The sequence below is a fragment of the Paenibacillus sp. A14 genome (genome assembly GCF_036864815.1).
GTDB classification, from domain to species: Bacteria; Bacillota; Bacilli; order Paenibacillales; family Paenibacillaceae; genus Fontibacillus; species Fontibacillus sanfengchensis.
Genome location: NZ_JBAGJD010000002.1, coordinates 345,532 through 371,686 on the forward strand (window position 1 = coordinate 345,532; position 26,155 = coordinate 371,686).

Sequence of the window (26,155 nt, forward strand, 5' to 3'; positions counted from 1 at the left end):
GTTTTCATTGTAAGAGCGTTTTCAACGCCGAACTATATCACAATTAAAGCTTTTACCCCTAAAAACTTTAGATTCTGCTTTTGTACTCCTTGGGAGACATGCCGTGTCTTTTTTCAAATTGCTTCAGGAACTGCCCGTAATTTGCGTAACCGATCTGCTCCGCTATGTCGCAGTTTTTCATCTCCCTCTCGTGAAGCAGCCTCAGCGCTTCTTCAATCCTTAAATCGTGAACCATATCGTGAAAAGAGACCCCGTTCTTCTTCATCAGCAGTTGCCCCAAATATACCGGGTGGAGATAAAATATTTCCGCCAGTCTTTTAATGGTCAGAGCTTCGCGGTAGTGCCCCAGAATGTAACGATTAATCTCCTCCACGATGCCCTTGGCCTTTCGCGCTTGCTCCCGGGAGAGCAAGTCGATGCAAGCTTCACCGAAGGAACTCAAACATTCCATCATCCCCCCCAGTGTAGGATAGGCGGACACCCCGGGAACGTGAAAAGGACCCAAGGCCTCTTCCGCTTGATCCCCCAGCATTTCGCGGAGATATTCCGAAATCTTGTACAGCAGGTGAATCACCGCCTTCTCCACGATATCGGGGGCCATGCGTTTCTCTCGAAAGCTGCGGGCCGCCATAGTTACCGCCTCCTCAAAATCGTCCGCTTTCATGAGCTGAATCGCTTCGATGATCCGGTCCGTCAGCGGTATCTGATCATAATGGTGATTGAAGGAAAGCGACCGGGTTGCCTCATGGGTGAAGATTTGCGGAAAATCGCCTTCCTCATAAAATCTGTGGGACATCGCCCGGATGGCCGTCACATAGCTATGCCCGATCTCGTACAGCGATTTGCAGCCTTCTCCCAGAGCCAGGCAGACCGGTCGTCCGGCATACCCGCGAATCAGTTCGCTCATGACGTCCCCGGATTTCGCCTCCCCCGTCGCCTTCCCCGCGTCTTCGCCGTAAACCAGAACGAATTGGTCGGAATCCAGATCAATCAAATAAAGAGCCTCGTTGTCCTCCAACAGAGAGGAGGCCCACTCCCTGGCCTCCCGAAACCCGTCCTCATCGGCATGGACAAGGCAGCAGTTCCATGCCGCCCGGCTTGCCGAAACCCTGTCGAGAAGCGGGCACGGCCGGACGGCCTTCGTCCCCCCCGGGTCCGCCAGAAGCTGCCTGACCAGGGCGGCCGTCTCCTCGTAAGCCGCGACCCGGCCAACCCGGCTTCGTTCGGCTTCCCGCAGAAGCTCGTCGCGGATTTGCTCCAGCTCCGCCGCGGCTTCCTCCGCTTCCACCGGTTTGAGCAAATAATGGGTAATGCCGAACCGCATCGCCTTTTGGGCATACTCAAACTCACTGTACCCGCTCATCAGGGCAAACCTCATCGGTCTGGCCGAGCGCGCCTTCCACGCCTCAATCATTTCCAGCCCGTTCATCAGCGGCATATTCACGTCCGTTACGACGAGATCGGGCTCCAGTTCCTCGATTAACCGCAGCCCTTCCCTGCCGTTCGAGCCGGTCCCGCAAATTTCATATCCGAGGGCCTCCCAGTCGATCCACAGCTGCATGCCTTCCAAAGCTCCCGGCTCATCGTCGACCAACAACACTTTAAACGCCATCGACGTTCCCCCTATCTTCGTCATTCTGATGCTCGAGCAGCCTGATCGGAATATCAAACGACACCGTCGTCCCTTCGTTCGGGCGGCTGGCGATATCAAAGCGGACTTGATCGTCATAATACAATTCCAGCCTGCGGTATACGTTCCGGATGCCGATGCTGCTTCCCGACGCATTCTCGTTGCGTACCGACAAAATCAATTCCCGAAGTCGGCCCGTTTCCATCCCGATGCCGTTATCGGAAATGACAATGCGCAGCCGTCCTTCGGCGACGAAGGCTTTGATCCGGACCAATCCCAGCCCTTCCGCCGCCTGGATTCCGTGCTTGCAGGCATTCTCCACCAGCGGCTGGATGCTCATTTTCGGGATTTTATAACGCAGCGCCTCGTCATCGATTTCGCACTGAAACTCAAATTTGTCCCGAAAGCGGAATTTTTCGATTTTGAGATACATTTCGATAAACCTCATCTCTTCTTCCACGGGGACCAGATCCTCTTGCCAGCTGAGCAATCGCCGAAGGAGCTTGGACAAACTTTTAATGATATCGGTAACGTCGGTATATTGGTTTTTGGTGCACACGACCAGAATGGCATTCAGCGTGTTGAACAGGAAGTGCGGGTTCATCTGACTCTGCAAAAAGTTCAATTCCGCCCGGACCCGTTCCATCTCCAGGCTCTTCTTTTGAATCTCCAATTTATACACATTGTTGATCAAAGAATTGATCCGCGAGGTCATGATATTGAAATTCCGGATCAATCCCCCAATTTCATCGCGCCCTTCATCGATCCGGATCAGATCAAACTTCTCGTTCGTCACCTTCTGCATGTGCCGCGACAGCCGCTTCACCCGGTAATTGTAAGATCGCAGCATGACATAAATAAAAACCGACGTAATCAACGTAATCGCCGCCGCCAAAAAACCGACATACAGCCGCATGTCCAGCATCGCCTTCGTGACCCGGTTCCCCTGCGGAACTCCGATCAGCCGCCAGCCCTTGACATACTTGGCCGTACCGATCGCAACCTCATAGGGACCCATGCTCCGCGAATCGCCCGAATCCGGCGTGAACTTCGGATAACCTTCACTCGTGGAGACGACCCGCTGATATCCGCCCTCCGTGGACATAATGACTTCGTTGTTCTCATTGACCAGGAAAAGATTCAGATAGTCCCTTTCGCGAGCGATCACGTCATAAATCCGGCTTAAATCGATATCGATCCGTAGCAGCTTGTCAAAGGTGCCGTAATAGTCAAAATAGTCCATTTTTTCGATCACGCTCAAGTAGGGAGCCGTCAGCGTTTGATTGCTCGCTTGTTTTGCGCGGTAGGCGGCCACCATAACGGACGCCTTCGACTCCTCCCACATTCGGTACCAATCGCTCTCCCGGACCTCTTGATCGATAATGTGGTAATTGCCGCCCGGAACGATGGTGGTGTTCTCCGTAAAAATACCGATCTGCAAGATCTGGTTATTGACCGGAATATAACTGCTCACCCGGTTTCGAAGCTGCTCGTCGAACGCCGCGTAGAAATCGAGCGGATCCTTATAGGTCCGGTCCAGCATCTCATACAGCGTCTTATCCGTATTTAAAGCGTGGCTGACCGCCACCCCGCCGTCGATGAAGTCGTGAATATCCTTCCTGGCCCGTTCCAGCGAAATTTCGAGGTTCTGATCCTCCCTTTCCCGGATCAAACCGGACATCCGGTCCATGAACAGCAGATTAAGCAGAAGGATTGGCAGCAGCACGCCGACAATATAAATCATAAAAAACTTGTAATTCAAAGGAATGTCGTTGACGAATTTGGTGAAGCCGGTTTTTCGTTTCCACATGATCAACACCGTCCCGTGATTCAATCCGCCCGCTTCCGTTCCGGCTCCTGCTTATAGGCCGACGGCAGCACGCCGGTCTTGCTCTTGAATTTGCTGATAAAATAATCCGCATTCGGATATCCGACCTGCAGCGCGATCTCCGAAATTTTCATCTGCGACCGCTTCAACAGCCTTTTCGCCTCAGCTATCCGTTTCTCGTGCAAATACTCGTTAAAGGTTTTGCCCGTCTGTTTTTTGAACAGTTGGCCAAGATAGGTGGCGTTCAGATGGTAGTGCCTGGCCAGGTCCTGAAGCTGCAGTTTGGTCCGGTATTCCCGGTCCACCTGCCGGATCACGTGAAAAATCGTATTGTTTTCGTTTTTGAGCCGCAGCTCGGAAAGAAGCAAGCCCGCCTCGAGGCAAAGGCAATGGACATACCTCTTTAAGGCCGGGTAATCCTGAACCTCGCTCAACCGCCCGCAGTTTTCCTGCACTTTGTGCATGTACGCATCGGGCGCCCCTTCCATTTCCTGAACCATCCGGCATAGGCGGAATTCGAGATCGGCCACAAGGGCCTTCGCCGCCGCAAGCCCGGTCCGGCGCCCGAACAGGGCACCGAAAACCTCATCCAGCGCCATGTCGAGCTTGGCCGTATCCCCAATGCCCGTACAGTCCAGAAGGCGCCCGAATTTTTCTTGGAGCTGTGTATCCTGCCGGGGGCAGAACGTTTCCTGGTCGCGGAAATAAAAGAGCCCCGCTTTCCCCTGGCAGCGTTTCGTCTTACAGAGTTCCTTCGCCTGCAAATAGAGCTCGCGGATCGCCCGGATTCCTCTCAGCCTCCCGCTGACGGCGATGATCGCGGACGACTTGGGACCCGCCTCCTCGGTCCCCCCGGCCGGCCTGCCCAACTGTAAGCCGATCTCCTGCAGCCGGGCTTCCGGATGGGCGGACGCCGGAAGAATAAATCCGAAGCGGGCCGCGCTGTCGTGAAAAGACCGCACCGGCTCCTCGGGAAAAACAGCGCGGAATCTCCGCTCCACCTCGGCCCGATCCGCCACGCCGTCCACCAGCACGCAGATCAATTCCGCATCGCCCGGAAGGTTCAAGCCCCGTATGGCTTGCTGTTCCAGGCCTTCGTTATACTCGCCCTGCGTCAAGCGCCCCAATATATTGCCCGCGAACAGCAGTTGCCGCTGCCTGTGGGTTTCTTCCGCCGCAAGCTCCCCCTGGATTTGAGCGCCAAGCCGCTCCAAAATCGCCTCGATCTCCTCTTCATCGATCGGCTTCAGCAAATATTCTGCGACCCTTTGGCGCATCGCCGTAAGGGCATAGTTGAAATCATCGTAGCCGCTCAGCACCACGAATTTCGGCGGCCGCTTCAGCGCCCGGTTCGAGCGTTTGATCAGCTCCAGACCGCCATAGACCGGCATTCGAATGTCGGTCAGCACCAATTCGGGCATAAGCCGCTGGATCAAACCGAACGCCTCCGGGCCGTTCGAGGCTTCGCCGCATACCCGAAAGCCGTATTGCTCCCACTTGATCATGGTCCGGAGCCCATCCAGAACCAACGGCTCGTCGTCAACCAAAAGAACATTCATCATCCGTTCATCCGCTCCTTCGGGCGATTTATTCCACTTTTTTTGTAACTTGACCGATGGACCCGCAATGTAAGCGCCATCACAAATTCATGCTACCATACTTGTATGGTAGTTGAAATATAAAAGTGACCCCTGATTTCGCGGTCCGCACCGGGGCAATAAGGCTCTTTCAATAAATCAGAAACAAATTCACGATTTTCACGTCTATGTATATAGATATAGTTTTAGGAAAACTTTGGATCATGTCTTGTAGACTAATAATTTTTTTTGCAAAGGAACAATTAAAATGAAAAATCTAAAATTAAAATATGCTACTGCTTTCCTGTCGAGTATAGTGCTGGTGGGAAGTGTAAGTGGCTTTTCTGTTGCCGATGCTAAAAGTACATTACGCTCTAATACGTATGTTAAAAGTTCAATTAATACTGTAAATCCATCTGTATATCAGTCCATAACTAAATTTAAAAAGAGCGAAACTTCAAATCAGGTGATCTGGAAAGAGAAAAGTATTTCGTTAGTAGCAAAAAAAATTGAGCTAGAAAATGCTCCGGGTCCTGAGCAAAGTGTTATTACATCAATATCGATTAAAAAAGGAAAAAAGAGTTACACCATTAAAACAGATGGATATAATGATAAACTGTGTGATATTTCGAGCGCAGCATTATCTCCTTCTAATACATGGTTAGCTATACAGGCACAACATAGTGCGGGAGATACCTTAATACTGGTCAATCTTAAAACCGGAAAATCTGCTATTGTTAATGATCTGTTAAAGGCTAAAGGTAAAAAAGATATTGAATCAATTCCTGCTTATAACTGGTCACCTAAAGAAGATCAAATTGCTTTTTCGTACGGTGATACATCAAGCAGCTCCTTAGCCATTTATAATACAACAAAGGATGCCTTTATATATCTTCCCAGGGAAACGGATTATATTAGCACAAGCCTGATTTTATGGCATAAAAATGGAAAAAATTTGGACTATATAAGTGAGTATCCATCTAACCAAAAAAAATTATATAGATACTCTTTGGAAAGCAAAAAAGTAAAAACCATTAAAAAAATTAGTCAAAGTGAATTTCAAAAATGGTTCAACTTGATAAATACAAAGCAAATTAATGCAAAAAAGGGCTAGGTAAATCCCACCCTTTAAATTTTAGCTCTCACTTATTGTGATTTTACCGGAGCTTCCGTTTGCCTCAAGCATTTCAATTAACTCTCTTTGGTCACTGTTAGTAAGTCTGATGCAACCGGATGAAAAAAACTCCTCATAAAAAGGAGTTTTCTCGTCTAAATCCAGTTAATATAGCTAAAGCCGTATACGGAGCCCAGGGTCATCACGACGGTCCATCCGACCAGGCTGACGCCCATCCAGCCGATCACGCGGGTCCGTGAGGAACCGAACGTCAGCGCCATCAAAGCCGCGAGATCCGTCCCGACCAGCACCGGCGCCAGCAGCGCGAGTCCGGGCAGGCCGTAGCGCTCCCACAGATTTCTTGCGCGGGTCTCTCTTTTGTTTTCGGCCGTAATGCCTTTTGCCTCTCTCCGTTTATCACGCCAATTCCGGTATGTATTGAACAATAGCCCCAGCAGCACGATCATTAGAAAATTGCCGGCAAACCCGACGATAGCCACGGCGACCGGCGATAACCCCCAGACGATTCCGGCCGGAACGACGATAAACACGTCTAGCCAAGGCGCGGCCGCCAGCAAAAATAAAGCGACATATTGCCAGATCCCCTCGGCCTGTTCAGCCCATTCCAACATATAAGTCTCTTCCCTCCCAATCCGATTCTTGGTGAAGCGATGCCTTGCCACTCGCCCCCGCTCCCTTTATGAGCGTACTCAAAAAAACGTTCCCCTGCAACCTTCGGCTGCGGGGGAACGCTCTGATCCGGCCGATCTTATTCCGGCCGTTGCAAGGAAAACACGCCGCCGATCCGGGCATAATTCTGCCCGGCTAGCCGGCTGACGGCTCCCAGTCCGGCGGCGTCGATGCGTCCGTCTTCATAAATCGCCTCCGCGATATGAAACCGGACCACCCGGCCGATCAGCAGATCGGCCGCCGGTGCGCCGGCCTTGCCCCCGATCGGAAGGGCCTGCTCCAGCAGGCACTCCATCCGTACCTTGGCTTCGGCTACGCCGGGCACCGAAATGCGCTCGCTCGCGATCGCCGTCAGCTCCGCCAAGGCGGCCTCGCTCTCCTCCGGCGGCAGGGGCGACGCCGTCGTGTTGACTTGCGCGATGTAAGATTCATCCGCAATATGGACGACGAAGGCCCCGCGCTCCAGCGCATTCCGGGCCGTATCCTTGGGCTGCCCCTGCTTGCGCTGGACAGAAACCGAGATCATCGGCGGATCGGCGGTCACGATATTGAAGTAACTGAACGGGGCCGCATTCAGGATCCCGCTGGCGGACAGGGTGGTCACCAGCGCGATCGGCCTCGGAATGATCGTGCCCGTCAGCAGCTTATAATTGTCCCGTTCGCTCTGGGCATCCGGGTCGATCGAGCGCATTTTCGGCGACATAAGGCTCCCCCTCTCATTAGTAGGAATTTAGGCGAAGGTCCGTTGATACCAAACCGAGGCGGCGTCAACCTCGGAGGGCGACAGCTGATGGCCGGACATTTCCCAGTGGACCGTCACCTTCGCTCCCGCTTCCGCCAGCAGCCGTTCCAGCTCCTCCGACTCTTCCGGCGAACAAAGCGGATCATTTCTTCCGGCTCCGATGAAGACCGGAACCCCGTCCAAGGCCGGCAGGGAAATCCCCCGCCGCGGCACCATCGGATGATGCAGGATAGCTCCGCGTAAAGCGTCCTTATGATGAAAGAGCAAACTGCCGGCAATATTCGCACCGTTGGAGTAGCCGACCGCGACCAGGTTCCGACGGTTGAAGCCGTAATTCTGCGCCGCTTCATCCAGGAAATCGTTCAGTTCCGCGGTGCGAAACACAAGATCTTCCTCATCGAAGACGCCTTCAGACAAGCGTCTGAAAAAACGCGGCATTCCATTCTCCAACACATTCCCCCGGACGCTCAGTACCGAAGACTGTGGAGAGATGATTCCGGCCAGCGGCAGCAGATCCCGCTCGGTTCCGCCGGTGCCGTGAAAAAGTACCAGCACGGGCGCGTCCGAATTGGTTCCCTGCTGAAAAATATGCTTCATACCTGATCCTCCTTCAATACCCGAACCTCAATCGGTTCCAGATTTGCTTCGATCAACGCCCGATGCTCCTCGTACCAGTCAGGCAGCATCAACTTCTCGCCCAGCTTGTCCACAGGCTCATCCCTGGCAAATCCCGGCGGATCGGTGGCGATTTCGAACAGAATGCCTCCCTCTTCCCGGAAATAGACCGCGTTGAAATACTGCCGGTCCACAATAGGGGTGACCTGATAACCAAGCCCCGCCAATTTGTTTCTCCAGGCCGCATGTTCCTCGTCATCTTTCGCCCGCCAGGCGATATGGTGTACAGTACCGGCGCCGCCGTTTCCAGGCTCCACCGGGTTCACGTTGATATCGATTATATTACCTAAGTCTCCCGCCGTTTTGTATCGGGCGTAGGACCCGTCCTCTCCTATTTTTTCCATTCCAAACACCTGTTCCAACAATTGGCTCGTTTTATCGGGAGACAGGCTGTATAGGACCGCACCTCCGAACCCTTTGATCGCATGGTCGGCCGGGATACCGCCGAATGACCATGCGCTGGCCTTCCCTTCCGCCCGCTCCACCAACTCCAGGACCAAGCCGGAAGGATCGCGGAAGCGAAGCACCGTTTCGGAGAATTTCTCCCTCTTTTCCACGGAAACCTTAAACCGGTGCAAGCGTTCCTCCCAAAAACCGAGGGTTCCGGGGGGAACCGCATACGTCGTCACGCCGACTTGACCACCGCCAATCCGGCCGCGACGGGAGCCCGGGGATGGGAAGAAGGTGATAATCGTTCCGGGATGCCCCACTTCATCCCCAAAGTACAGATGATACACTTCAGGCGCGTCAAAATTGATCGTTTTCTTAACCAACCGCAGTCCCAGGATTCCCGAATAAAAATCAACCGTTTCCTGCGGTCCCGGGACAAACGCGGTAATGTGATGGATTCCTGCGGTACGTTGCGGCATATTTTTCGCCTCCTTACAGATATTTGACGAATTCGGCCACCGGCTTGCGGTAACCGCGCGGGCGCTGGCTTGCGGTATCTTCCTTGCCGATCGCGATGAGCATGACCGGAACATAGGATTCCGGTGTGCCCAAGACCTCGGACAACGCGACCGGATCAAAACCGATCATGGGGCAGGTGTCCCATCCGTGATCCTTGGCGATCAGCATCATTTGCATGGCGGACAAGCTGGCGTTGCGGATCGCTTCTTCCCGTTGAAAGACCTCGCCCCGTTCCTCATAGAACGCGGTGGTCGATTTCACCGTCAGATCGTATTCCTGCTTGCTCATCACGCCCAGCGTCAGCAAGCCCTCATTAAGCGTAGCCGCATCCTTGTAGGCGTGGGTATTCCCCATAACCGCAATCACGGCGGAGGCGGTACGTATCTTGTATTGCTTGTTGGCAGCCTCGTATACTTTTTCCTTGAGTTCCGGATCCTTCACTACGACATAATGGGCATGCTGAAGATTAAACGCCGAGGGGGCGTATTTGGCCAGGCTGAAAATCTCATTCAAATCTTGCTCGGGAATGTCTACCCCCTGGATAAATTTGCTGGCCGAACGGCGGTTTTTCAACAATTCCGTAAATTCGCTCATGGTACAGTCTCCTCATTTTCAACAATTTTTATAAAATCTTTCGGGTCAGCGATTATATCACTTAAAAAACCAGAGCGTCCAAAGAATACGCTCCCGGACCGGCCAAACCTACAGCGGCGGCAACGCCGATAATAAGCAGTTGGTACTCGTACCCGTTCGCGGTGGACCAATATCCATTCTTACCGTGTACCGTGACGATCGCCATGATCATGGTCACCGCGATCAACGCCGCCCCAAGCGGAGTCAAAAATCCGGCAGCGAACAGGAGACCGCCGACAAACTCGCCCAAACCGGCCAACACCGCCATCAGCACCCCCGGCTTCAAGCCCAGGGACTCCATCCATCCGCCGGTGCCCTTCGGACCGTATCCGCCGAACCAGCCAAACAATTTTTGCGCCCCATGCGCCATAAATGACAAACCGACCACCAACCGCAAAATGAACAACCCGATAGCTATACTCATTTATTCCATCTCCTTTGAATTTGCATTGATATATATTAAGAATCTCATCATTAAGATATTAGTTTTAAAAAAAGGGCCCCAAGCCTTCGTCCGGCTTAGGTACCGGCTTTCGTTACATTCGTCACGTCTATCTCACTCTACTACTTAAAGCCCTCCTGGGCGTACTTCCCCAGCTTCTTCAGCAGAGCGCTGGCCACCCGCTTCTCATCCTCCGTCAATCCCGCGGTCGCCCGGGCGATGGCTTCCGCATGCTTGGGAAAGACTTCTTCGATAAATTTGGAGCCTTTCTCCGTAATTTCCGCGTAAGTCAAACGCCGGTCTTCCGTGGAGGCTTTGCGGCAGGCCAGGCCTTTCTGCTCCAGCTTATCGACCACGTACGTGATATTGCCGCTGCTCATCAATACTTTGCCGCCGATTTGTTGAATCGGTTGAGGCCCTTTATGATACAGCAGCTCCAGCACCCCGAACTCCGTACGCGTCAGTCCGTATTGCCGGATATCCCGGTCCGTGTGGGCCCCGACCCATTGACTGGCCCGCGATAGCGCAATGTGCAGATCGAGGGCGTCCTGTTGATTATAAGTCATGAGAAGTTCTCCTCCTTTTCGCCTTTATCTTAATTTATCTCGATGTTATTTATCTTGATATTAAGATAATATGATTTTTAAGCTTTGTCAACCCCTCCACAAAAAAAAGGGCTCGCCCTAGGTTTCCCCGGCAACCCCTTCAAGAACCTGTTCCAATTTTTTTCGGCTCATCATTTCATGACCGACGTACCGGCCATCGTAAAAGAAAGCGAATGTCGTCCAAGGCGCGGGCGCCTTTTGCGCCTCCTCCCGCGACAGGATGCGATGAGCCCGGAACGGGATCCCCCGCTCCTCCGCAACCGCCTGCCAATCCTGCAGCACCCCGGCGGCAAACGGGCATTGCGGCGTATAATAGACCACCAGGCCGTCCTCGTTCACGGTCAAAGACCGGGCGCTCTCCTTAAAGGACGGCAGCGGAGCAGCGTCGTTCCATCTCAACACCGCCAGCTCATAGTAAGGCTCCGCCTCGTCCACGACTTCAAAGCCGTGATTAAGGAAAAACTTCCGCTCGCTCAAATACGGCATCTTTTTGTCCGAAAACACGTGAACCACGCCGTCCATTCCCCGCGCCCGGGCATCCGCGATACAGCGTTCCAGCAGCTTTCGCCCGTAGCCCTGGCCTTTGTATTTCCCGCTGACCCACAGGCAATTGATCATCATATAATTGGGAGCATGCACGGGAACCCAGGCCGCCTCGGCAGGCAGGTATTCGATAAATACCTTGGCCCGCTCGTTGAGCCTGACAAACGTGAGCCCCTCCGCCATCCGGTCCTTCAACCAGCTTTTTTTGCTGTTTACCGCCTCCTCGTAGGCTTTCGCTCCCAGCGCGCAGCAGATATGCTCCCGTTCCAGCCGTTCCGGCGTCATCTCAATGAATTCCATGCTTGAATCCTCACCTTTTTATGATTTTAAGGCAATATAAATGGATACTACCGCGTTCTCCGGATCGAAGTTCCGCAAATCGTACAGCTCATAATCCGCGGTGTAGGCCCTTTGCTCGGACGAATTTTGGAAATAAGCCCAAATTTGTCCCCACGCCTCGGCCACCACCTGATATACCGGGCCCCGCCGCGTTTCAAACACTTTGTACCCGGAAGCCGAAATGGCCGCCTTCCGATACCCGTTTTCGTGCTGACGTTCCACGGAGTACAGGGCCCCGCCGCCTTCTGCGGACTCCTGCAGCTCATGCCCGAGAATCACCGTATATGCCCCGGAGGCATCACTTTCATAATCGGTGTACACCGCATACAGCAGGTGCGGATTTTGAAGTGTATCCGGCTGTTCAACACCTTCCCGGAAATAGCGGTCCCACAGTCCCGGGAGCCGTCCCTCCGGACCGCCTTCCTCCGCATTTGTCGTCCGTACGGAGATGCCGGCCACCTGAATTTCCTTTTCCAGCTTGAACTCTTGATCGTGATTCATCGTTGTATCGCCCCCTTCAAAGATATTCTTATTCTACAGGAGCGACCTGGACACCAGTCTGTCCAGTTTAAATCCGGTTCTGCACCAATTTTAAAAAATTTCTTACCTTTACCTGTCATACACTCGAACGATTCGTTCCGCGCGGGACTTGATCTCCTCCGCCAGAGAGGACGGATGCTCCACCTTGACAAGATCGCCATAACTCAGCAGCATCCCGCAAAACCACTCGTCCACCGCAAAGTTGCCTTCCACCGTAAAGCCGCCGTCCGGACGAGCCGTGATCTGCTCGGGAAAAAAGGTGTCCCCGAACCGGTATCGCGCTTCCGCCCGGAACACCAGCCGAACCGGCGTCTCCTCCCGGCCCGACCAGGACTTGTCCCATTCGTAGCTTTCCAGCCTGGGGGCTTCCCGCAACTCGAAGGTTTCCGGGAGCAGGTTTACCTCATGGATCCGGGACAGCCGGAAAATCCGGAAATCGTTCCTTTCCCGGCAATACGCCTGAAGGTACCAGACGCCCCCTTTCATCACAAGAACCGTCGGCTCCACGGTCCGGCGGCTGTCGCTCCCATCCTGGCGGATATAGATGAAGCTGGCTATCCGCCGCTCGCTTATCGCCTGCCGGAGCAGCACGAGTTTTTGCTTGGCGGTACTCCCCTGACCCCAAGGGTGAAAATCAAAGATGACCGTTTCCCCCTTCGTCACAGGGAGCCTGCCTTCCGGCTGCAGCAGCGATATGAACTTCTGCACCAGGTCATCATAGGTCCGGTCCTGGATCGCTTGGCTCGCGCCCCGCACGGCGGAAAGCAGAGAGCCGATTTCCTCCGGCGTTATCATGTACCTGTCCAATGTGTAGCGGTCCATGATTTCAAACCCGCCGGACGCCCCTTGCAGCGCCACCACCGGGATCCCCGCGCGGCTTAACGTTTCCATGTCCCGATATATCGTTTTGACGGAAACCTCAAACCGCTCGGCCAGCTCTTTGGCGCTCATCCGGCCGCGATTGAGCAGCAGTACGGTCATCGCCAACAGACGTTCCGTTTTCATCGGGTTCGCGCCCCCCCTTTCCGTTCCCTATCTCTATGCAAAATAGTACTTCACCTTCGTATCCTTTATAATAAAGGGGAAGCATTGCGTCTCACCATCATTATAAACCGGAGGTAGAGAAGGATGGAATTAAAAAACAAAGCCGCCATTATTACCGGCGCAGGGAAAGGGATCGGCAAAGCGGTCGCCACCGCCCTCGCGAAAGAAGGCGTGAATCTGGGCCTGATCGCCCGCACAGCGAGTGACCTGGAAGCCTTGAAACAACAGCTTTCCGGCGAATTCGGCATCCAGGTACATATCGCTTCCGCCGACATATCCAAACGCGAAGAGGCCGAAGCTGCCGTATCCCAGCTGATCGGCGCGCTCGGCACCGTCGACATTTTGATCAACAATGCGGGCATCGCCAAGTTCGCGACCCTAAACGACATGGATCCGGCCGACTGGGAGCGGATCATCAACGTAAACCTCATGGGCACGTACTATGTGACGCGCGCCACGCTGCCGCATCTGCTGGAGAAGCAAAGCGGGGACATTATCAACGTCGCGTCCACGGCCGGCGAACGCGGCTTTGCGACCGGTTCCGCGTACTGCGCTTCGAAGTTCGCGCTGCTCGGACTGACCGAATCGCTGATGCAGGAGGTCCGCAAGTCCAACATCCGCGTCGTCGCGCTCACCCCAAGTACGGTGAACACCGAACTGGCCGTGAACACGGGGCTAAAGATCGGCGACGAGGACCGGATGATGCAGCCGGAGGACGTGGCCGAGCTCGCTTTGGCTACGCTGAAGCTGCCGAGCCGCGTTTTCGTCAAAACGGCGGGCATCTGGACGACCAACCCGCAGTAATAAGCGGGGATGACCCAAAAAAGAAGCCGCGGAAATCGCGGCTTCTTTTTTTGCTAATAATGGGCCTTTTGCGCTGCTGCTTTGTCAAAATTCTGCTCATCGGTATGGAATAGCAGACTTTTAGGCACTGACGTTGCATCAAACCTTCCTTAGTGCTGCCCATTTTGGGCCTATCCGCACTTCGGCAAGCAAAGTGGCGGACTCAAAGTCGTCGTCTCCCCTCTAAACCATTCTAACGGTCGCCACAGCCGTTATTTGCCCTGAAAACGCCGACTTCCCATTCTAACGGCCGCCACGGCGCTTATTTCGCATAAACAGGCTGTTTGGGCGAGAATCCAGGGAAATAACGGCGTTCACGACCGCTAGATTTTCGAAAGGGTTCCTTTACGTTAAATAGCGGCTGCTACAGCCGTTAGACTTCCCTCAGGCGGCCCTTTTGACCGCTATGATTCCCACGAGTCCGCATCGGGCGAAATAGCATCCCAAAAGTCCGTTAATGTGGCGGGCAGCCAGGGAATTCCCGGGTGCCGGCCCCCGCTCGCCACGACGCTCCGCCTACTTCCGCGTTCCATGCTCCGGTCGCACGTTGAGAAACACATTCACCGCAAACAGAAGCACGCTCACTGCCACGAGCGTCGCTCCGAGCGCGGTAATCCGCTCAAAGGCGGCATTTCCTTTCATCACCAAAGCCAGCGCGATCATCATGACCGGGAATCCGATCATATGCGTCCAGAATTGGAGGACGCCCAGCAAGCTCGCGGCGCCCCTGGGGAACAACCAGTAGATCACGCCCGCCAGCGCGAAGGAAGCCCATCCCAGCAAATTGACGTGCGCGTGTACGCTCCCCAGATCATAATCGTGGTTCATGGACATGTACATGCCGAGCAGTATGCCGATAACGAAGTAGACGACCGACACTTTCAAGTAGGTGATCCCGGTGATCGTCATGCGGTTTGACCTCCTTTTTGTCACAAAAAGTTCAAACACTGGATTTCCTCACCATTGTATTCCTGCTTGGCCCGCTTCATGACCACTCCTCCGGGAGCAGCCTCGCATAGTGGGGCTGCCGATACCGGTCATCCACCAGCAGCAGTACGCCCTGGTCCCGTTCCGACCGAATCAGCCGGCCTCCGGCCTGCAGCACCTTGTTCATCCCCGGATATACGTAGGCGTAATCAAATCCGTCCTTGCCCTGCGCCTGAAAATACTCCTTGATGATATCGCGCTCCAGCCCGATTTGCGGCAGCCCGACCCCCACCACAGCCACGCCCGTCAACCGGTCGCCCACCAGATCGATGCCTTCCGAAAAAATGCCGCCCATCACGGCAAAACCGACCAGCGTATCCTCCCGCCCCGCCTCAAAGGCCGCCAAGAACGCCTCCCGCTCCGCTTCGGACATCTCTCCCCGCTGCACGAGGAGCCGGACGCCCTCCGGAACATCCACGGCAAACGCCTCATAAATCAGGTTCATATAGGCATACGAAGGGAAAAAGAACAGGTAATTCCCCGGCGGCCTTTCCGCCACCAACCGACGCAGCAGCTCCGCCAGCGCCTCCTTCGTCCGCTCCCGGTCTCGGTACCGCGTCGACAGCGGATGAATTTGGACGTCCAGCTGTTCCCGGGAGAACGGCGAAGGAATGGAGACCGTATAATCCTCCGGCCCGGCCCCGAGCATGTCCCGGTAATAGGATAACGGCGACAAGGTCGCCGAGAAAAAGATCGAGGAGCGGAATCCCTTCCCCGCTTCCCGCAGCAGATGGGAAGGATCGAGGCAGAACATTTTGATCCGTACGTCATTGGCGGCGTCTTCCGCATAGGTGACATACCGCTCGTCGTACAAATTGCCGATCCGCACAAAAGCTTGAGCGCCAAAATAAGCCTCTAGCAGCAGTTCACGGTCACCGGAGGCTGCGGTCATCGGTCCGGGTGAAGCGAGCTCCGGCTCCGCCTGGAGGATAAATTCCTCCAGCAAGGCAAGCAGGTCCTCGGGCTTGTCCCGGTCTACCCGAGGCTGCCCCTCGATCGTTTTGCGCAGCGCGATAAAGTATCCGTTGACCGCCTTGGTCGCCCGATGTACCCCGGCATTGACGCCTTTGTATGCCCGCTGCAGGGCGAGGAAACCGGCCTTTTCCAAAACGGCCGAGTACATCTCCCGCCCCCGGTCGACCAGATTGTGTGCCTCGTCCACCAGCAGCGCGGTCCGGCTCTTTTGCTCGGCGAACATTCTTTTTAGAGAAACCCGGGGGTCGAACACGTAGTTGTAATCGCATATGAGAGCATCGGCGGCGTAGGCCAGCTCCAGCGAAAATTCGAACGGGCATACCGTATGCTTGCGGGCATACTTCTCGATAACCTGGCGGGTGATCCGAGTTTCCCGCGACAGGATGTCCAGCACGGCCCCATTGATTCGGTCATAGAAGCCGTCGGCAAATGGACAGTCTTCCTTCCGGCAGCTGATCTCCTCCTGGAAGCAGACCTTTTCCTTCGCGGTAATGGTCACCGCATGCAGGCGCAGTCCCCCCGATTCCATGAGCGCAAAAGCCTCCTCCGCCGCGGTCCGCGTAATTGTGCGGGCGGTCAGGTAGAACAGATGCTGCAAATGCCCTTCGCCGATCGCCTTGATGGCGGGAAAGGTGGTGGAGATCGTTTTCCCGATGCCGGTCGGCGCTTTGGCGAACAGATTCACTTTTTCCGCAATCGTCTTGTAGACCGCACCCGCCAGCTTCCGCTGTCCCGCCCGGTAGGCCGGGAAAGGGAAGGCGAGCTCCGCAATACTGCGGTCCCGCGCCTGCCGGTGATCCCGCAGCATTTTTGCGAATGGCGCATAGCTCCGCACCACCTCCTGCACAAAATCCTCCAGTTCGGTGAATTCCGCCGACTGCCGGAACCGTTTTTGCTCGCCGGAAGGAAGCTGAACATAGGTCAACTGGACATTCATCCGCGCCAGACCGCGGTCCTTCGCCAAGATATAGGAATAGCATTTGGCCTGGGCCCAGTGTACGGGATACGTGTCCTCCGCAATCATCGCCAGATCGCCGGATGTCGACTTAATTTCGTCGACGGTCAGCGTCCCGTCCGCTTCCCGCAGCAGACCGTCGCACCGCCCGTCCACGGCAAAAAGGAGATCCCCGCAAGGAATCTCCGCCGACACATACACTTCCTTCTCATCACCCTCGCCGTAATGGCGCTGCACCTGCTGATGCGCCCGTGTTCCCTCGACCAGAGCATGGGCCGTCCGGAAGTCTCCGACGTCCAGATCGCCGCCACGAAACACATACTCTACCAATGGCCTTACCGCTATATTAATAACCGGATTGCTCATCGTTTCCTCCGCCGTCACAGAACATTTGTTCTAAGTATAGCATACGCGCGGGGATAAGGGGTACATAGCCGAGCATGGGAAAATCCCTTGGCAGCTCAAAAAGATGCAAATCTGCAGGAATTTTAGCCGTCCATTGGGCTCCGATCAAAATTCCTGCAAATCTGCAGGAATTTTCGGACACATTCGTAAAATTCCCTTGTTCCGCCTTAAAAGCTTGCAGATTCGCAGGAATTTTTAATTTTTCCCCCTATGAGGAAAAAAAGCTTGCAGATTTGCAGGAATTTGCACGTTATCCCCTATTTCTGCTAGCCCTTCGCCGCCCGGAATTCATGCTCCAACAGGCTCATCGTAATGGAATCGTGATACTTGTGATTGTAATAGAGCGCTTCGCGCTGAACCCCTTCCCGCTTAAAGCCAAGCTTCTCGTAAACATGGAGCGCGCGGGGGTTGTAATCGAAGACATTCAATTCAATGCGGTGCATATTCAGGATGCCGAACCCGTAATCCAGCATCAGCCGTAACGCCTCGCTGCCGTAGCCTTTTCCCGTCTGTGCCTGCGAACTGATCGCGACGCGGATGTTGCAGTTCCGGTTGTAAGAATCGATATCCTGTAACGCGATATCCCCGATTAATTCGTCGTTCACCCGCAGGGCGATCAGCAGCAGAACGCTGGAGTCGTCCTGATTTTTGCGTTCGATATAGGCTGCGATCCCCTCCTTCGTGAAATGCCGCTGGGTTCCCGTCAGCCGACGCGTTTCCGGATCGTATAAATCGTAAAAATACCACTCCGCATCCTCCATGCCGATCGGGCGCAAATAAACCTGCTTCCCTTCCAAAAATCTGGCGTATTTCATCGTACTTCCATCATCCCTTCGGTCTTTTATCCATCCACTATAGCAAGTTATTGTATACTTAAAAATATACAAATTCGTCAAAAATAAAAGGACAGATTAGAAATGGATTTTTTTGCGAACCTTCGTCCGCCGGTATCCGATTCCCGCCCAAACTACCGATACCAGGAAATCTACGAGATGATCAAACAGAACATCATAAACGGAGTTCTCACAGAGGAAAACCGCTTGCCCTCCATCCGCAAGCTCGCCGAATTTCTGTCGCTCAGCCCAACGCCGGTTGAACTCGCGTACCAACAGTTGATCGCCGAAGGCTTTATCGAGAGCCGGCCAAGGCGGGGCTACTATGTGGCCAAGCTGCCGGAAGCTTACGGGAAACTCGGCAGACAGGCAGTACACCCGGGAGAGAACATAGCTCCTCAAGCCTCCGACGTCCAGACCGAACAAAGGCACGCTCCGAGGGAGATCCTCTATGATTTTCATCTCTCCAAGAATGACTTCACCCTGTTCCCTTTTTCCGTTTGGAAAAGGCTCCACCATCAGCTGTTCGGACCCGAAAACCGGGAGCTGATGTTTTATGGAGATGCCCAAGGGGAGCTCGGACTGCGCCGGGAAATTGCCGGATATCTGCGCCAATTCCGCGGCGTGATCTGCGATCCCGGCCGGATTGTCGTCGCGGCGGAGCAGCAGATGCTGGTTCAATATCATTCACTACATGGTGCTTCCCGAACACCTGGCTTCCCGGTATCACGACCTGCGGCGGGATCTCATGTTCGAAGCTTCCGCCTCGCGAATTCACCAGCGGGTTCTGGAACAGTTCATCAAAAGGGGGTACTTCGAAAGACATGTTCGCAGAATGCGTAATTTATACCGGAAAAAGAACCAGCGGTTGACCGCCTCCATTCAAGAGCACTTCGGCGACCGGGCCGCCATTTTGGGGGATGCGGCGGGGCTGCACCTTGTGCTGGAAATCCGCTCCTTGCTGACCGAAGCAGAGCTGCTGCGATTGGCCGGAGAAGCCGGCGTCAGAATCGCGTCGGCGGCCTTTTTCTGGCACAAAAAAACCGAAACCGACCAAAAGCGCTTTATGGTCGGTTTCGGGGGCATCCGTACGGAACAAATTGACGAAGACATAAAGCGCCTGTATGAAGCTTGGTCCGCGTACCTGAGCGAACCCGGGCGAACATAATTTCAGCGGGTCAGCCGGATATGATACTCCTTCTCCAGATAGCGGTGAATCCGCTGGAAATCGGCCGGGGTCAGCTCATCCAGACGCTTGCCCTGTTTAAGCTCACGGCCAAGGATTATGCCGATGGTCTCCCCGGCCAGCGCCGTTGTGGGGATAATGCGCGCGCTGCCGTAAGCTTTGATCGCGGCGCCGACATTTTTGCCCGCCACCAGTACGTTGTCATAGTTCTTCAACTTGAAAGAGCGCAGCGGGATACCGTACCGGTCGGGCTTTCCGTAGCCGATCCCTTTTTTGACGATCCGGGTGGCCTGCAAATCGACAGGATAGCCGCCGATCGTCACATTGTCCCAAAACATCCGGCCCGACATAAGGTCGGGATAATCCAGCATGTATTCCGTCTCATACCGGTTGTAGTCGCGAATGTACAAATAATCCGGGTAGCCGTTTAATTCCGCTTCAGCAAAACCGGGAATGTGCTTGCGCAAATATTCCAAAATATAAGGCGCCTCCGCCTTCGCCTTCCCCACAGCAGAAGCGACGGACTTCGGATCGGCCGGATTCACATCGTATATCAGCAGACTGTTGATAATGACCTCGCCGTCCTGCTGGTAGGTCGCATTCAGACCGCGCAGCATCAATTGACTGTCCCGCGGCTTGTAGTTATAAGTCAAATTGCTGAAGCCGGTGGCAAAATCCCAATCGACATAAGTGTTGGAGCCGTATTTTTCGCGGACATGGGTAAGCGGGTAGTCCTCCAGAACGGCTTGATGCAGCGCCTTCCAATCGACATTTTTAAACTTCAGCATATACGTGGCCGCCATATAATCGGGCTTCTTGCTTTTATACAGGCTCTCCATCCCCGGAATCCGCTTGACGTTTAGCCTGCCGGTCAATGCGTTGAAATCCGTATTCTCCACAAAATACTCCGCCCGCACCGTATGCTCCGAGCCGTCCTTCGCCCGGTAAGTCAGCGACTTCAGTGACCTTCCCGGCTTGCCTTCCTCCCGCGGCGCGGTTTCCAGCCCTTCGATCGCGACGCCTTTCTCCAGTGGAATGCCGCGGATCAGCCTGTTGAAATAGCGTTCAAACGCGGCCAGCTTCCGGATCGTTCCCGCTTTATACCCGTCGTACAACGACTTCAATTCGCCTTGGACCAGGCTCCGCTTCTTATTATCATTCGGCTCGTCCAGGACGAGCATCTGGCCCTGGATCAATTCGCCGCCCGGCTTGCCGCGCGGGTCCAGAATCAGCACCTTCAGCCCGAGATCACGGGCGGATTTCGCCAGCAGCACCCCTTCGATTTCACTGCCGATCAGCACGACGTCATAGCGGGTGCAGCCGGCCCCGCAAGAGTCGGACGCCGCCCGAACAGTCGAGGCCGGCCCCGCTGCCGCAAACCCCGAGACAAATAGAGTCCAGCCGAGAAATACGATGACAAACCGTGAAAATTTGTTCCAGTGTTTTTTAATCAAAGGTCATTCTCCTCGCCTACAGATTGTAATTTTATTGTAACTCCAGAAAATACCGGTATCCAGTCAAATTGCTTGCTCTATCTTATCTTAGCGGTCACCTGTTATTCTGTTAGCTATTATTTTATAATTATAGATAACAAAATATTAAAAAGGAGATAACCATGAGCTTTCAACACGACTTTGTCTGGGGAGCGGCCACGGCGGCCTACCAAATCGAAGGGGCGGCCCATGCGGACGGAAAAAGATTATCCGTATGGGATATGTGCTCCCGGATTCCGGGTTTTATCAAAAGCGGACATACCGGGGAAGTGGCCTGCAATCATTACCATCGTTATAAAGAAGACGTACAGATCATGAAGGAGCTCGGGTTAAAAGCTTACCGCATGTCCATCTCCTGGCCGCGGGTGCTGCCGGAAGGAATTGGCCGGGTCAACGACAAGGGCCTGGATTTCTATGATCGTTTGGTTGACGAACTTCTGGAGAACGGTATCGTTCCCTATGTGACTCTTTTTCATTGGGACTACCCTCATGAACTGTTTAAAAAGGGCGGCTGGCTCCACCCGGAAAGCTCGGACTGGTTTGCCGAGTATACGCAGGTGATCGCCGGGCGCCTGTCCGACCGGGTCAAGCATTGGTTCACGCAAAACGAACCGCAGTGCTACCTCGGGCTCGGCCATTTTGCCGGCACCCATGCTCCGGGGCTGAAGCTCGGGCTCGCCGAATGGCTGCAGGCGGTACACAACTCGCTGCTGGCGCACGGCAAAGCGGTTCAAGCGCTGCGGCAGACCTCCAAGCAACCTTGTGAGATCGGCTATGCTCCGGTCGGCATCACCTCGTACCCCGTCACGCCGACGCCGGAGAATATCGAGGCCGCCCGGGAGCGGACCTTCGGCATTACGGAGCCTACGTTTTGGATGAATACGTGGTATATGGATCCCGTCTTTTTCGGAAGGTATCCCGAGGACGGACTTCACGTATTCGAGCCTTGGCTGCCGAAGATCCAATCCGGCGATATGGAAACCATCCGCCAGCCGCTTGATTTTCTGGGTCTCAACATTTACCACGGCACCCCGGTGCAAAAAGGAGCGGACGGACAGCCCGAGACGATCGGCAATGCGGTCGGCCATCCCGAAACGATGATCCGCTGGACGGTGACGCCGGAATCCCTGTATTGGGGACCCAAGCTGTTCCACGAACGATACGGCCTCCCGATCATGATTACGGAAAACGGCCTGTCCAGCATGGATTGGGTCAGCCTGGACGGGAAGGTCCATGATATGCAGCGCATCGACTTCCTCCACCGCTACCTGCGGGAATACCGCAGGGCGGCCGCCGACGGCGTGCCGGTCAAAGGCTATTTCTGCTGGTCTTTCATGGATAACTTCGAGTGGGCCGAGGGCTACCACGAACGTTTCGGCCTTGTGCATGTCGATTATAGCGACGGCAAACGAACCATTAAGGATTCGGGGTACTGGTACCGATCCGTCATTGAGAGCAACGGCGACATGCTGTGAGTTTGAAAGAGCCTCTGACTCACCTTAGGGTGGGTTGAGGCTCTTTTTTGCGGGGCAAGCGGTTACATTTCGATTTTGAGGACAACGGACGAAATTAACCCTTGATCTTATCCGGTTTAAACTTAATAATTAGTAGCTGTATAAGTTGAATCCTTGATTGAAAAATGAGGGACGGGCACCCATTTAACGGGAATTTCTCCTGTTAATTTGGTACCCTATGCGGCTGCCGAGCAAATTAGCTGGACACCTCCCGCTAATTCGCCTGAAATTGCCTATAACGGCGGTTTGGACCGCGAAATAGATGGAGTTTTTCCAGCTAAATCCTCTCCGAGGCCCAGTAGACGAAAATTAACGGGTGGTTTTCCCGTTAAATTAAAGGCTAAAGTGCTGTAACGCCGCATTAGCGGCCTTTTGTTTTAGAGCGCTATTTCGGCCCGATTCGGCTACGGGGGAATCATAGCGGTCACAAAGGAGCTTATTGTCCTGCACCGCATTCAATATGGGAAGACCCGATCTTCAGAAAGGTTGTACTTTATGAATTCCACACCGTCTCTTAGTGAAACGAAGGCTTCGGCCTCCGTCAAAAAAGAACCGTTCCCCGTGGCGCTCCTATCGCTGACGGTCGGTTCATTCGCCATTGGCATGACCGAATTCGTCATCATGGGCTTGCTCCCGAATGTGGCGACTGACCTGCATGTCAGCATCTCCACCGCCGGGCAGCTGATTACGGCCTACGCCATGGGCGTAGCGATCGGCGCCCCGATCCTGACGCTGCTGACCCAGCGTATCCCGCAAAAAGGATTGCTCTGCCTGCTGATGATCCTGTTCATCTTGGGCAACGGCATCTCCGTCTTTGCACCGAATTATACGGTTTTAATGGCGGCGCGCATACTGACCGCGCTGACCCACGGCACGTTTTTCGGCGTCGGCGCCGTCATCGCCGCCGGCCTCGTCCGGCCGGAGAAGCGCGCCGGCGCCGTCTCGATCATGATGGCCGGCCTGACCATCGCCAATATCGTCGGCGTGCCGCTCGGCACCTTCATCGGCCAGCAGCTGGGCTGGCGTGCCTCCTTCGGCGCCATCGCCATCATGGGCGTCATCGCCTTGGCCGGCATTTTGCTGCTCGTGCCGCGGCTGCGCCAGGAAGCGCCCGGCGGAATAGCCCAGCAAATCCGCTCGCTGCTGCGCCCGAAGCTGCTGCTGTTCCTGCTGATCGCGGCGCTCGGCAATACGAGTCTGTTTGCCGTCTTTACCTACATCGCCCCGCTCCTTCAGGACATCACCGGCTTTGCCGAGCACAGCGTGACCTGGATTCTGGTCATCTTCGGCTGCGGCGTGACCATCGGCAATATTCTGGGCGGCCGGCTGGCCGACTGGAAGCTGATGCCATCGCTGCTCGGGCTTTATCTGCTGGTGGCCGTTCTTCTCGGCGTCTTCACCTTCACGATTCAGAGCCCGGTCCTGGCGGTCATCACGATATTCTTCTGGGGCGTCGCTTCGTTCGGGGTGATGCCCGGCCTTCAGGTGCGCATCATGAGCCTGGCCCAGGCCGCGCCGGCCCTCGCCTCCACCTCCAGCCACTCGGCCGGCAACCTGGGGAACGCCGCCGGCGCCTTCATCGGCGGGCTGGCTATCCCCCACCTGGGCCTGACGTCGCTGCCGTGGATCGGCTCGCTGCTCGTCAGCCTCGCGCTGATCCTTGGCGCAATCAGCTATATCGGCGAGCGCAGGCGGGAGGCGGCGTAGGCCGGCCGGACCGTTGGGGAAGCGGCGTGGCCGGGCAGGATCCGACGGCCGCTGCGGAGTTTGGCGGAAATAACGGGAGTTTTCCCGGGTATTTTACATCGCAAAAAGGTGACCTAAGCCAACAGCTTAGCTCACCTTTTTTATGTGTCATATTATGACGCCCCCAGCACGACCAGCAGGGCTGTTCCCGTTCCGAGAAAGCAGCCGGCCAGGCAATCGGAGGGATAATGCACGCCCAGGTAAATCCGCGACAGGCCGACGATCGATGCGATCAACAGCAGGACTTGCGCCAGCCCCGGGGCCACGAACAGAAAAGGAATCGCGACGGAGAACGCCGCCGTCGTGTGCCCCGACGGGAAAGAATAATCCTTCAGCGGAAGGATGGCGATGTTGGCCTGCTGCAAGGCATTATAAGGCCGGACACGCTGAAACGCGTTCTTGACCAACACGGCCAGCAGATGGCTCACCGTCAACGCAATCAAGCTTAGCCAGCCGGTCCGCCGCCACGGTCCCTCCGCAAACAGAATCACGGACAGGACGCAGCCAATAGTGAAAGCCGCGCTGCCCAAATGGGTGATTTTTTTCAGAAGCCCATCCAGCCAGCGTTTTCGCATCTTGTGGTTGCACCACAAAAACAGCCGGTTGTCATATTCGCGCATTCTAAGATAATAGCGGTTTTTCATGTCCCCACACTCCAAGCGGAAGCAAACTTATAAACAGGGCGTGCGGCTAGTGCGGCTGTCCTGCCTTTTGTCCGGCGGTCTTGTACGAACTGACGGGCCGGACCCAGTAAAATATCGTAATCGCGAACAGCAGCACGGCGCTGATGCCCACCGTTACCGTCGCGTCGAAGCTCTCGGCCATCCATCCGCCCAACATCGGCCCGATGATGACGCCGATTCCTTCAATGCCGGAGAGAACGCCCCAACCCGTCGCTTTTTGCTCGGCCGGGACAAAGTAGGACAGAATCGCGTTCCAGGCAGGCAGCACGGCGGCATAAGCGGCACCGAGGCAGACCGCGAGGAGCATGGTGCTGAACATCTGCCGGGAGTAAATAAGCAGCCCCAGGCAAGCGGCCAAAGCGCCAAAGCCGACGATCAACAGCCATTTGTGTCCCCACTTGTCGGCCAGGCGGCCCATTGGAATCAGCAGGAGCACGGTCATCGCTCCGCCGGCCATCAAGACGATGGAATATCCCGAGTAATCCAGGGCAAGGTATTCCGAAGCAAAGCTCGGCAGCACCGGCACCAGCAGCCCCGCCGCCATCGTCTGAACGATCATGCCCGGAACGAGCGGCTTCATTTGCTTAAGCTTGTTCTTCATCTCCCGCACTTGCTGCCCGAACGGAATCGCGGCAATTTGACTGGCGGACGGGAATTCGACTTTAACCACGGCCGCCAGCAGCCAGCCGGCACACCATAATCCGGCGAGCAGCCAGAACGACAGCGCATAACTCTGGTCGATCAAAAAGTTGACCGCGACCGGGCCAAGCCCGAGAGACACCAGCCAGATCGTATAGACCGAACCCATTTGCGAGCCCCGGCTGTCCTCCTGAATTTGCGAAAGGCACAGCAGCCATACGGGGGATACCCCGATGCCGATCAATCCGGCCCCGAGTATGATGGCCCAAGGGGCGCTCACGCCATAGGAAACGAGCAAACCAAGCAGGCCGAGCAGCAAGAACAAGTTCAAGATCAGCCGGGCCGGAAACCGGTCGAGCACGTATCCCGCTACGACCTTGATCAAGGTGTCGGCCAAATAGTGCACCGAGATCGCCACTCCAACAGCCGCCAAAGTAATATGCTGTTCTTTCGCAAAGGCGGGAAGAAAGGAAATCAGAAAAGCGCTTCGAGCCATTTCGGTCAAAAACAAAATTGCTGAACGATGCAGAAAAGAAGGAGAAAATTGACTCCGCCATGCGGATTGTGCTGATCGCTTCATAAATT

The 26,155-nt window shown here is 55.0% G+C and carries 24 protein-coding genes and 1 pseudogene; 6 read left to right on the forward strand and 19 right to left on the reverse strand.

What is annotated here, in order from left to right; translation table 11 throughout:
- Positions 1-67 precede the first annotated feature (67 nt).
- From V4U88_RS05975 to V4U88_RS05985, 3 genes are read right to left on the reverse strand one after another with little or no spacing between them, the layout of a single operon-like run.
- Positions 68-1,612, reverse strand: a complete 1,545-nt coding sequence (locus V4U88_RS05975) for a response regulator transcription factor (protein ID WP_334072350.1) — start codon at positions 1,610-1,612, stop codon at positions 68-70.
- The gene (locus V4U88_RS05980; protein WP_334072351.1) at positions 1,602-3,440 is read right to left on the reverse strand and encodes a sensor histidine kinase; all 1,839 of its coding nucleotides are present in this window, start codon (positions 3,438-3,440) and stop codon (positions 1,602-1,604) included. Before V4U88_RS05980 ends, V4U88_RS05975 begins: the two co-directional genes overlap by 11 nt.
- A 20-nt stretch (positions 3,441-3,460) precedes the next feature.
- Entirely contained in the window at positions 3,461-5,020 is a 1,560-nt protein-coding gene (locus tag V4U88_RS05985) for a response regulator transcription factor (RefSeq protein WP_334072352.1), read from the reverse strand.
- Positions 5,021-5,303: 283 nt separating this feature from the next.
- Here V4U88_RS05985 and V4U88_RS05990 point away from each other — a divergent pair, with 283 nt between their 5' ends.
- Positions 5,304-6,149 carry a hypothetical protein gene (locus V4U88_RS05990; RefSeq protein WP_334072353.1) on the forward strand — a complete coding sequence of 282 codons (846 nt, stop codon included), beginning with the start codon at positions 5,304-5,306 and terminating at the stop codon, positions 6,147-6,149.
- 155 nt (positions 6,150-6,304) lie between these two features.
- On the opposite strand, the gene V4U88_RS05995 is transcribed toward V4U88_RS05990, so the two are convergent.
- The 10 genes from V4U88_RS05995 to V4U88_RS06040 all read right to left on the reverse strand — a co-directional run bounded on the left by V4U88_RS05995 (position 6,305) and on the right by V4U88_RS06040 (position 13,272).
- Positions 6,305-6,781 carry a small multi-drug export protein gene (locus V4U88_RS05995; protein ID WP_334072354.1) on the reverse strand — a complete coding sequence of 159 codons (477 nt, stop codon included), beginning with the start codon at positions 6,779-6,781 and terminating at the stop codon, positions 6,305-6,307.
- A gap of 137 nt (positions 6,782-6,918) precedes the next feature.
- Complete coding sequence (locus V4U88_RS06000) at positions 6,919-7,530, reverse strand: flavin reductase family protein (protein WP_334072732.1); 612 nt, start codon at positions 7,528-7,530, stop codon at positions 6,919-6,921.
- Between the two features lie 39 nt (positions 7,531-7,569).
- A complete protein-coding gene (locus tag V4U88_RS06005) occupies positions 7,570-8,178 on the reverse strand; it encodes an alpha/beta hydrolase (protein ID WP_334072355.1) in 609 nt (202 codons plus the stop codon).
- Positions 8,175-9,125: a ring-cleaving dioxygenase gene (locus V4U88_RS06010; RefSeq protein WP_334072356.1), complete on the reverse strand. Its 951-nt coding sequence runs from the start codon at positions 9,123-9,125 to the stop codon at positions 8,175-8,177. Before V4U88_RS06010 ends, V4U88_RS06005 begins: the two co-directional genes overlap by 4 nt.
- 13 nt (positions 9,126-9,138) lie before the next feature.
- Positions 9,139-9,759 (reverse strand): nitroreductase family protein, encoded by a 621-nt coding sequence (locus V4U88_RS06015; protein ID WP_334072357.1) that lies wholly within the window; start codon positions 9,757-9,759, stop codon positions 9,139-9,141.
- 61 nt (positions 9,760-9,820) lie between these two features.
- On the reverse strand, positions 9,821-10,222 hold the full coding sequence (locus V4U88_RS06020) for a DoxX family protein (RefSeq protein ID WP_334072358.1): 402 nt from the start codon (positions 10,220-10,222) through the stop codon (positions 9,821-9,823).
- A 140-nt stretch (positions 10,223-10,362) separates the two neighbouring features.
- Positions 10,363-10,806, reverse strand: a complete 444-nt coding sequence (locus V4U88_RS06025; RefSeq protein ID WP_334072359.1) for a MarR family winged helix-turn-helix transcriptional regulator — start codon at positions 10,804-10,806, stop codon at positions 10,363-10,365.
- A gap of 117 nt (positions 10,807-10,923) precedes the next feature.
- Positions 10,924-11,688 (reverse strand): GNAT family N-acetyltransferase, encoded by a 765-nt coding sequence (locus tag V4U88_RS06030; RefSeq protein WP_334072360.1) that lies wholly within the window; start codon positions 11,686-11,688, stop codon positions 10,924-10,926.
- Between the two features lie 18 nt (positions 11,689-11,706).
- Entirely contained in the window at positions 11,707-12,228 is a 522-nt protein-coding gene (locus V4U88_RS06035) for a GyrI-like domain-containing protein (RefSeq protein WP_334072361.1), read from the reverse strand.
- 108 nt (positions 12,229-12,336) lie between these two features.
- Positions 12,337-13,272 carry a helix-turn-helix transcriptional regulator gene (locus tag V4U88_RS06040; RefSeq protein ID WP_334072362.1) on the reverse strand — a complete coding sequence of 312 codons (936 nt, stop codon included), beginning with the start codon at positions 13,270-13,272 and terminating at the stop codon, positions 12,337-12,339.
- Positions 13,273-13,395: 123 nt separating this feature from the next.
- Between V4U88_RS06040 and V4U88_RS06045 the strand changes: the two genes are divergently transcribed.
- Complete coding sequence (locus V4U88_RS06045) at positions 13,396-14,115, forward strand: 3-ketoacyl-ACP reductase (RefSeq protein ID WP_334072363.1); 720 nt, start codon at positions 13,396-13,398, stop codon at positions 14,113-14,115.
- A 555-nt stretch (positions 14,116-14,670) separates the two neighbouring features.
- On the opposite strand, the gene V4U88_RS06050 is transcribed toward V4U88_RS06045, so the two are convergent.
- The 3 genes from V4U88_RS06050 to V4U88_RS06060 form a co-directional block, all read right to left on the reverse strand.
- Positions 14,671-15,063 (reverse strand): cytochrome-c oxidase, encoded by a 393-nt coding sequence (locus tag V4U88_RS06050; protein WP_334072364.1) that lies wholly within the window; start codon positions 15,061-15,063, stop codon positions 14,671-14,673.
- A gap of 76 nt (positions 15,064-15,139) precedes the next feature.
- A complete protein-coding gene (locus V4U88_RS06055) occupies positions 15,140-17,437 on the reverse strand; it encodes an ATP-dependent DNA helicase (RefSeq protein WP_334072365.1) in 2,298 nt (765 codons plus the stop codon).
- 305 nt (positions 17,438-17,742) lie between these two features.
- Positions 17,743-18,291, reverse strand: coding sequence for a GNAT family N-acetyltransferase (locus V4U88_RS06060; RefSeq protein WP_334072366.1), 549 nt, complete (start codon positions 18,289-18,291; stop codon positions 17,743-17,745).
- 177 nt (positions 18,292-18,468) lie between these two features.
- Between V4U88_RS06060 and V4U88_RS06065 the strand changes: the two are divergent.
- Both V4U88_RS06065 and V4U88_RS06070 read left to right on the forward strand, forming a co-directional pair.
- A pseudogene (locus V4U88_RS06065) lies at positions 18,469-18,579 on the forward strand (GntR family transcriptional regulator); the annotation flags it as partial.
- A 424-nt stretch (positions 18,580-19,003) separates the two neighbouring features.
- The gene (locus tag V4U88_RS06070; protein WP_334072745.1) at positions 19,004-19,477 is read left to right on the forward strand and encodes a hypothetical protein; all 474 of its coding nucleotides are present in this window, start codon (positions 19,004-19,006) and stop codon (positions 19,475-19,477) included.
- Positions 19,478-19,479: 2 nt separating this feature from the next.
- Here V4U88_RS06070 and V4U88_RS06075 read toward each other — a convergent pair whose 3' ends face one another.
- Entirely contained in the window at positions 19,480-20,946 is a 1,467-nt protein-coding gene (locus V4U88_RS06075; protein WP_442951874.1) for an FAD-dependent oxidoreductase, read from the reverse strand.
- Between the two features lie 164 nt (positions 20,947-21,110).
- On the opposite strand from V4U88_RS06075, the gene V4U88_RS06080 reads away from it, so the two are divergent.
- Together V4U88_RS06080 and V4U88_RS06085 are read left to right on the forward strand one after the other, a co-directional pair.
- On the forward strand, positions 21,111-22,463 hold the full coding sequence (locus tag V4U88_RS06080) for a GH1 family beta-glucosidase (protein ID WP_334072368.1): 1,353 nt from the start codon (positions 21,111-21,113) through the stop codon (positions 22,461-22,463).
- Between the two features lie 534 nt (positions 22,464-22,997).
- Entirely contained in the window at positions 22,998-24,209 is a 1,212-nt protein-coding gene (locus V4U88_RS06085) for an MFS transporter (protein ID WP_334072369.1), read from the forward strand.
- 152 nt (positions 24,210-24,361) lie between these two features.
- Here the strand turns inward: V4U88_RS06085 and V4U88_RS06090 are convergent, their stop codons facing one another.
- Together V4U88_RS06090 and V4U88_RS06095 are read right to left on the reverse strand one after the other, a co-directional pair.
- Positions 24,362-24,892: a phosphatase PAP2 family protein gene (locus tag V4U88_RS06090; protein ID WP_334072370.1), complete on the reverse strand. Its 531-nt coding sequence runs from the start codon at positions 24,890-24,892 to the stop codon at positions 24,362-24,364.
- 46 nt (positions 24,893-24,938) lie between these two features.
- Positions 24,939-26,150 carry an MFS transporter gene (locus tag V4U88_RS06095; RefSeq protein WP_334072371.1) on the reverse strand — a complete coding sequence of 404 codons (1,212 nt, stop codon included), beginning with the start codon at positions 26,148-26,150 and terminating at the stop codon, positions 24,939-24,941.
- Positions 26,151-26,155 lie beyond the last annotated feature (5 nt).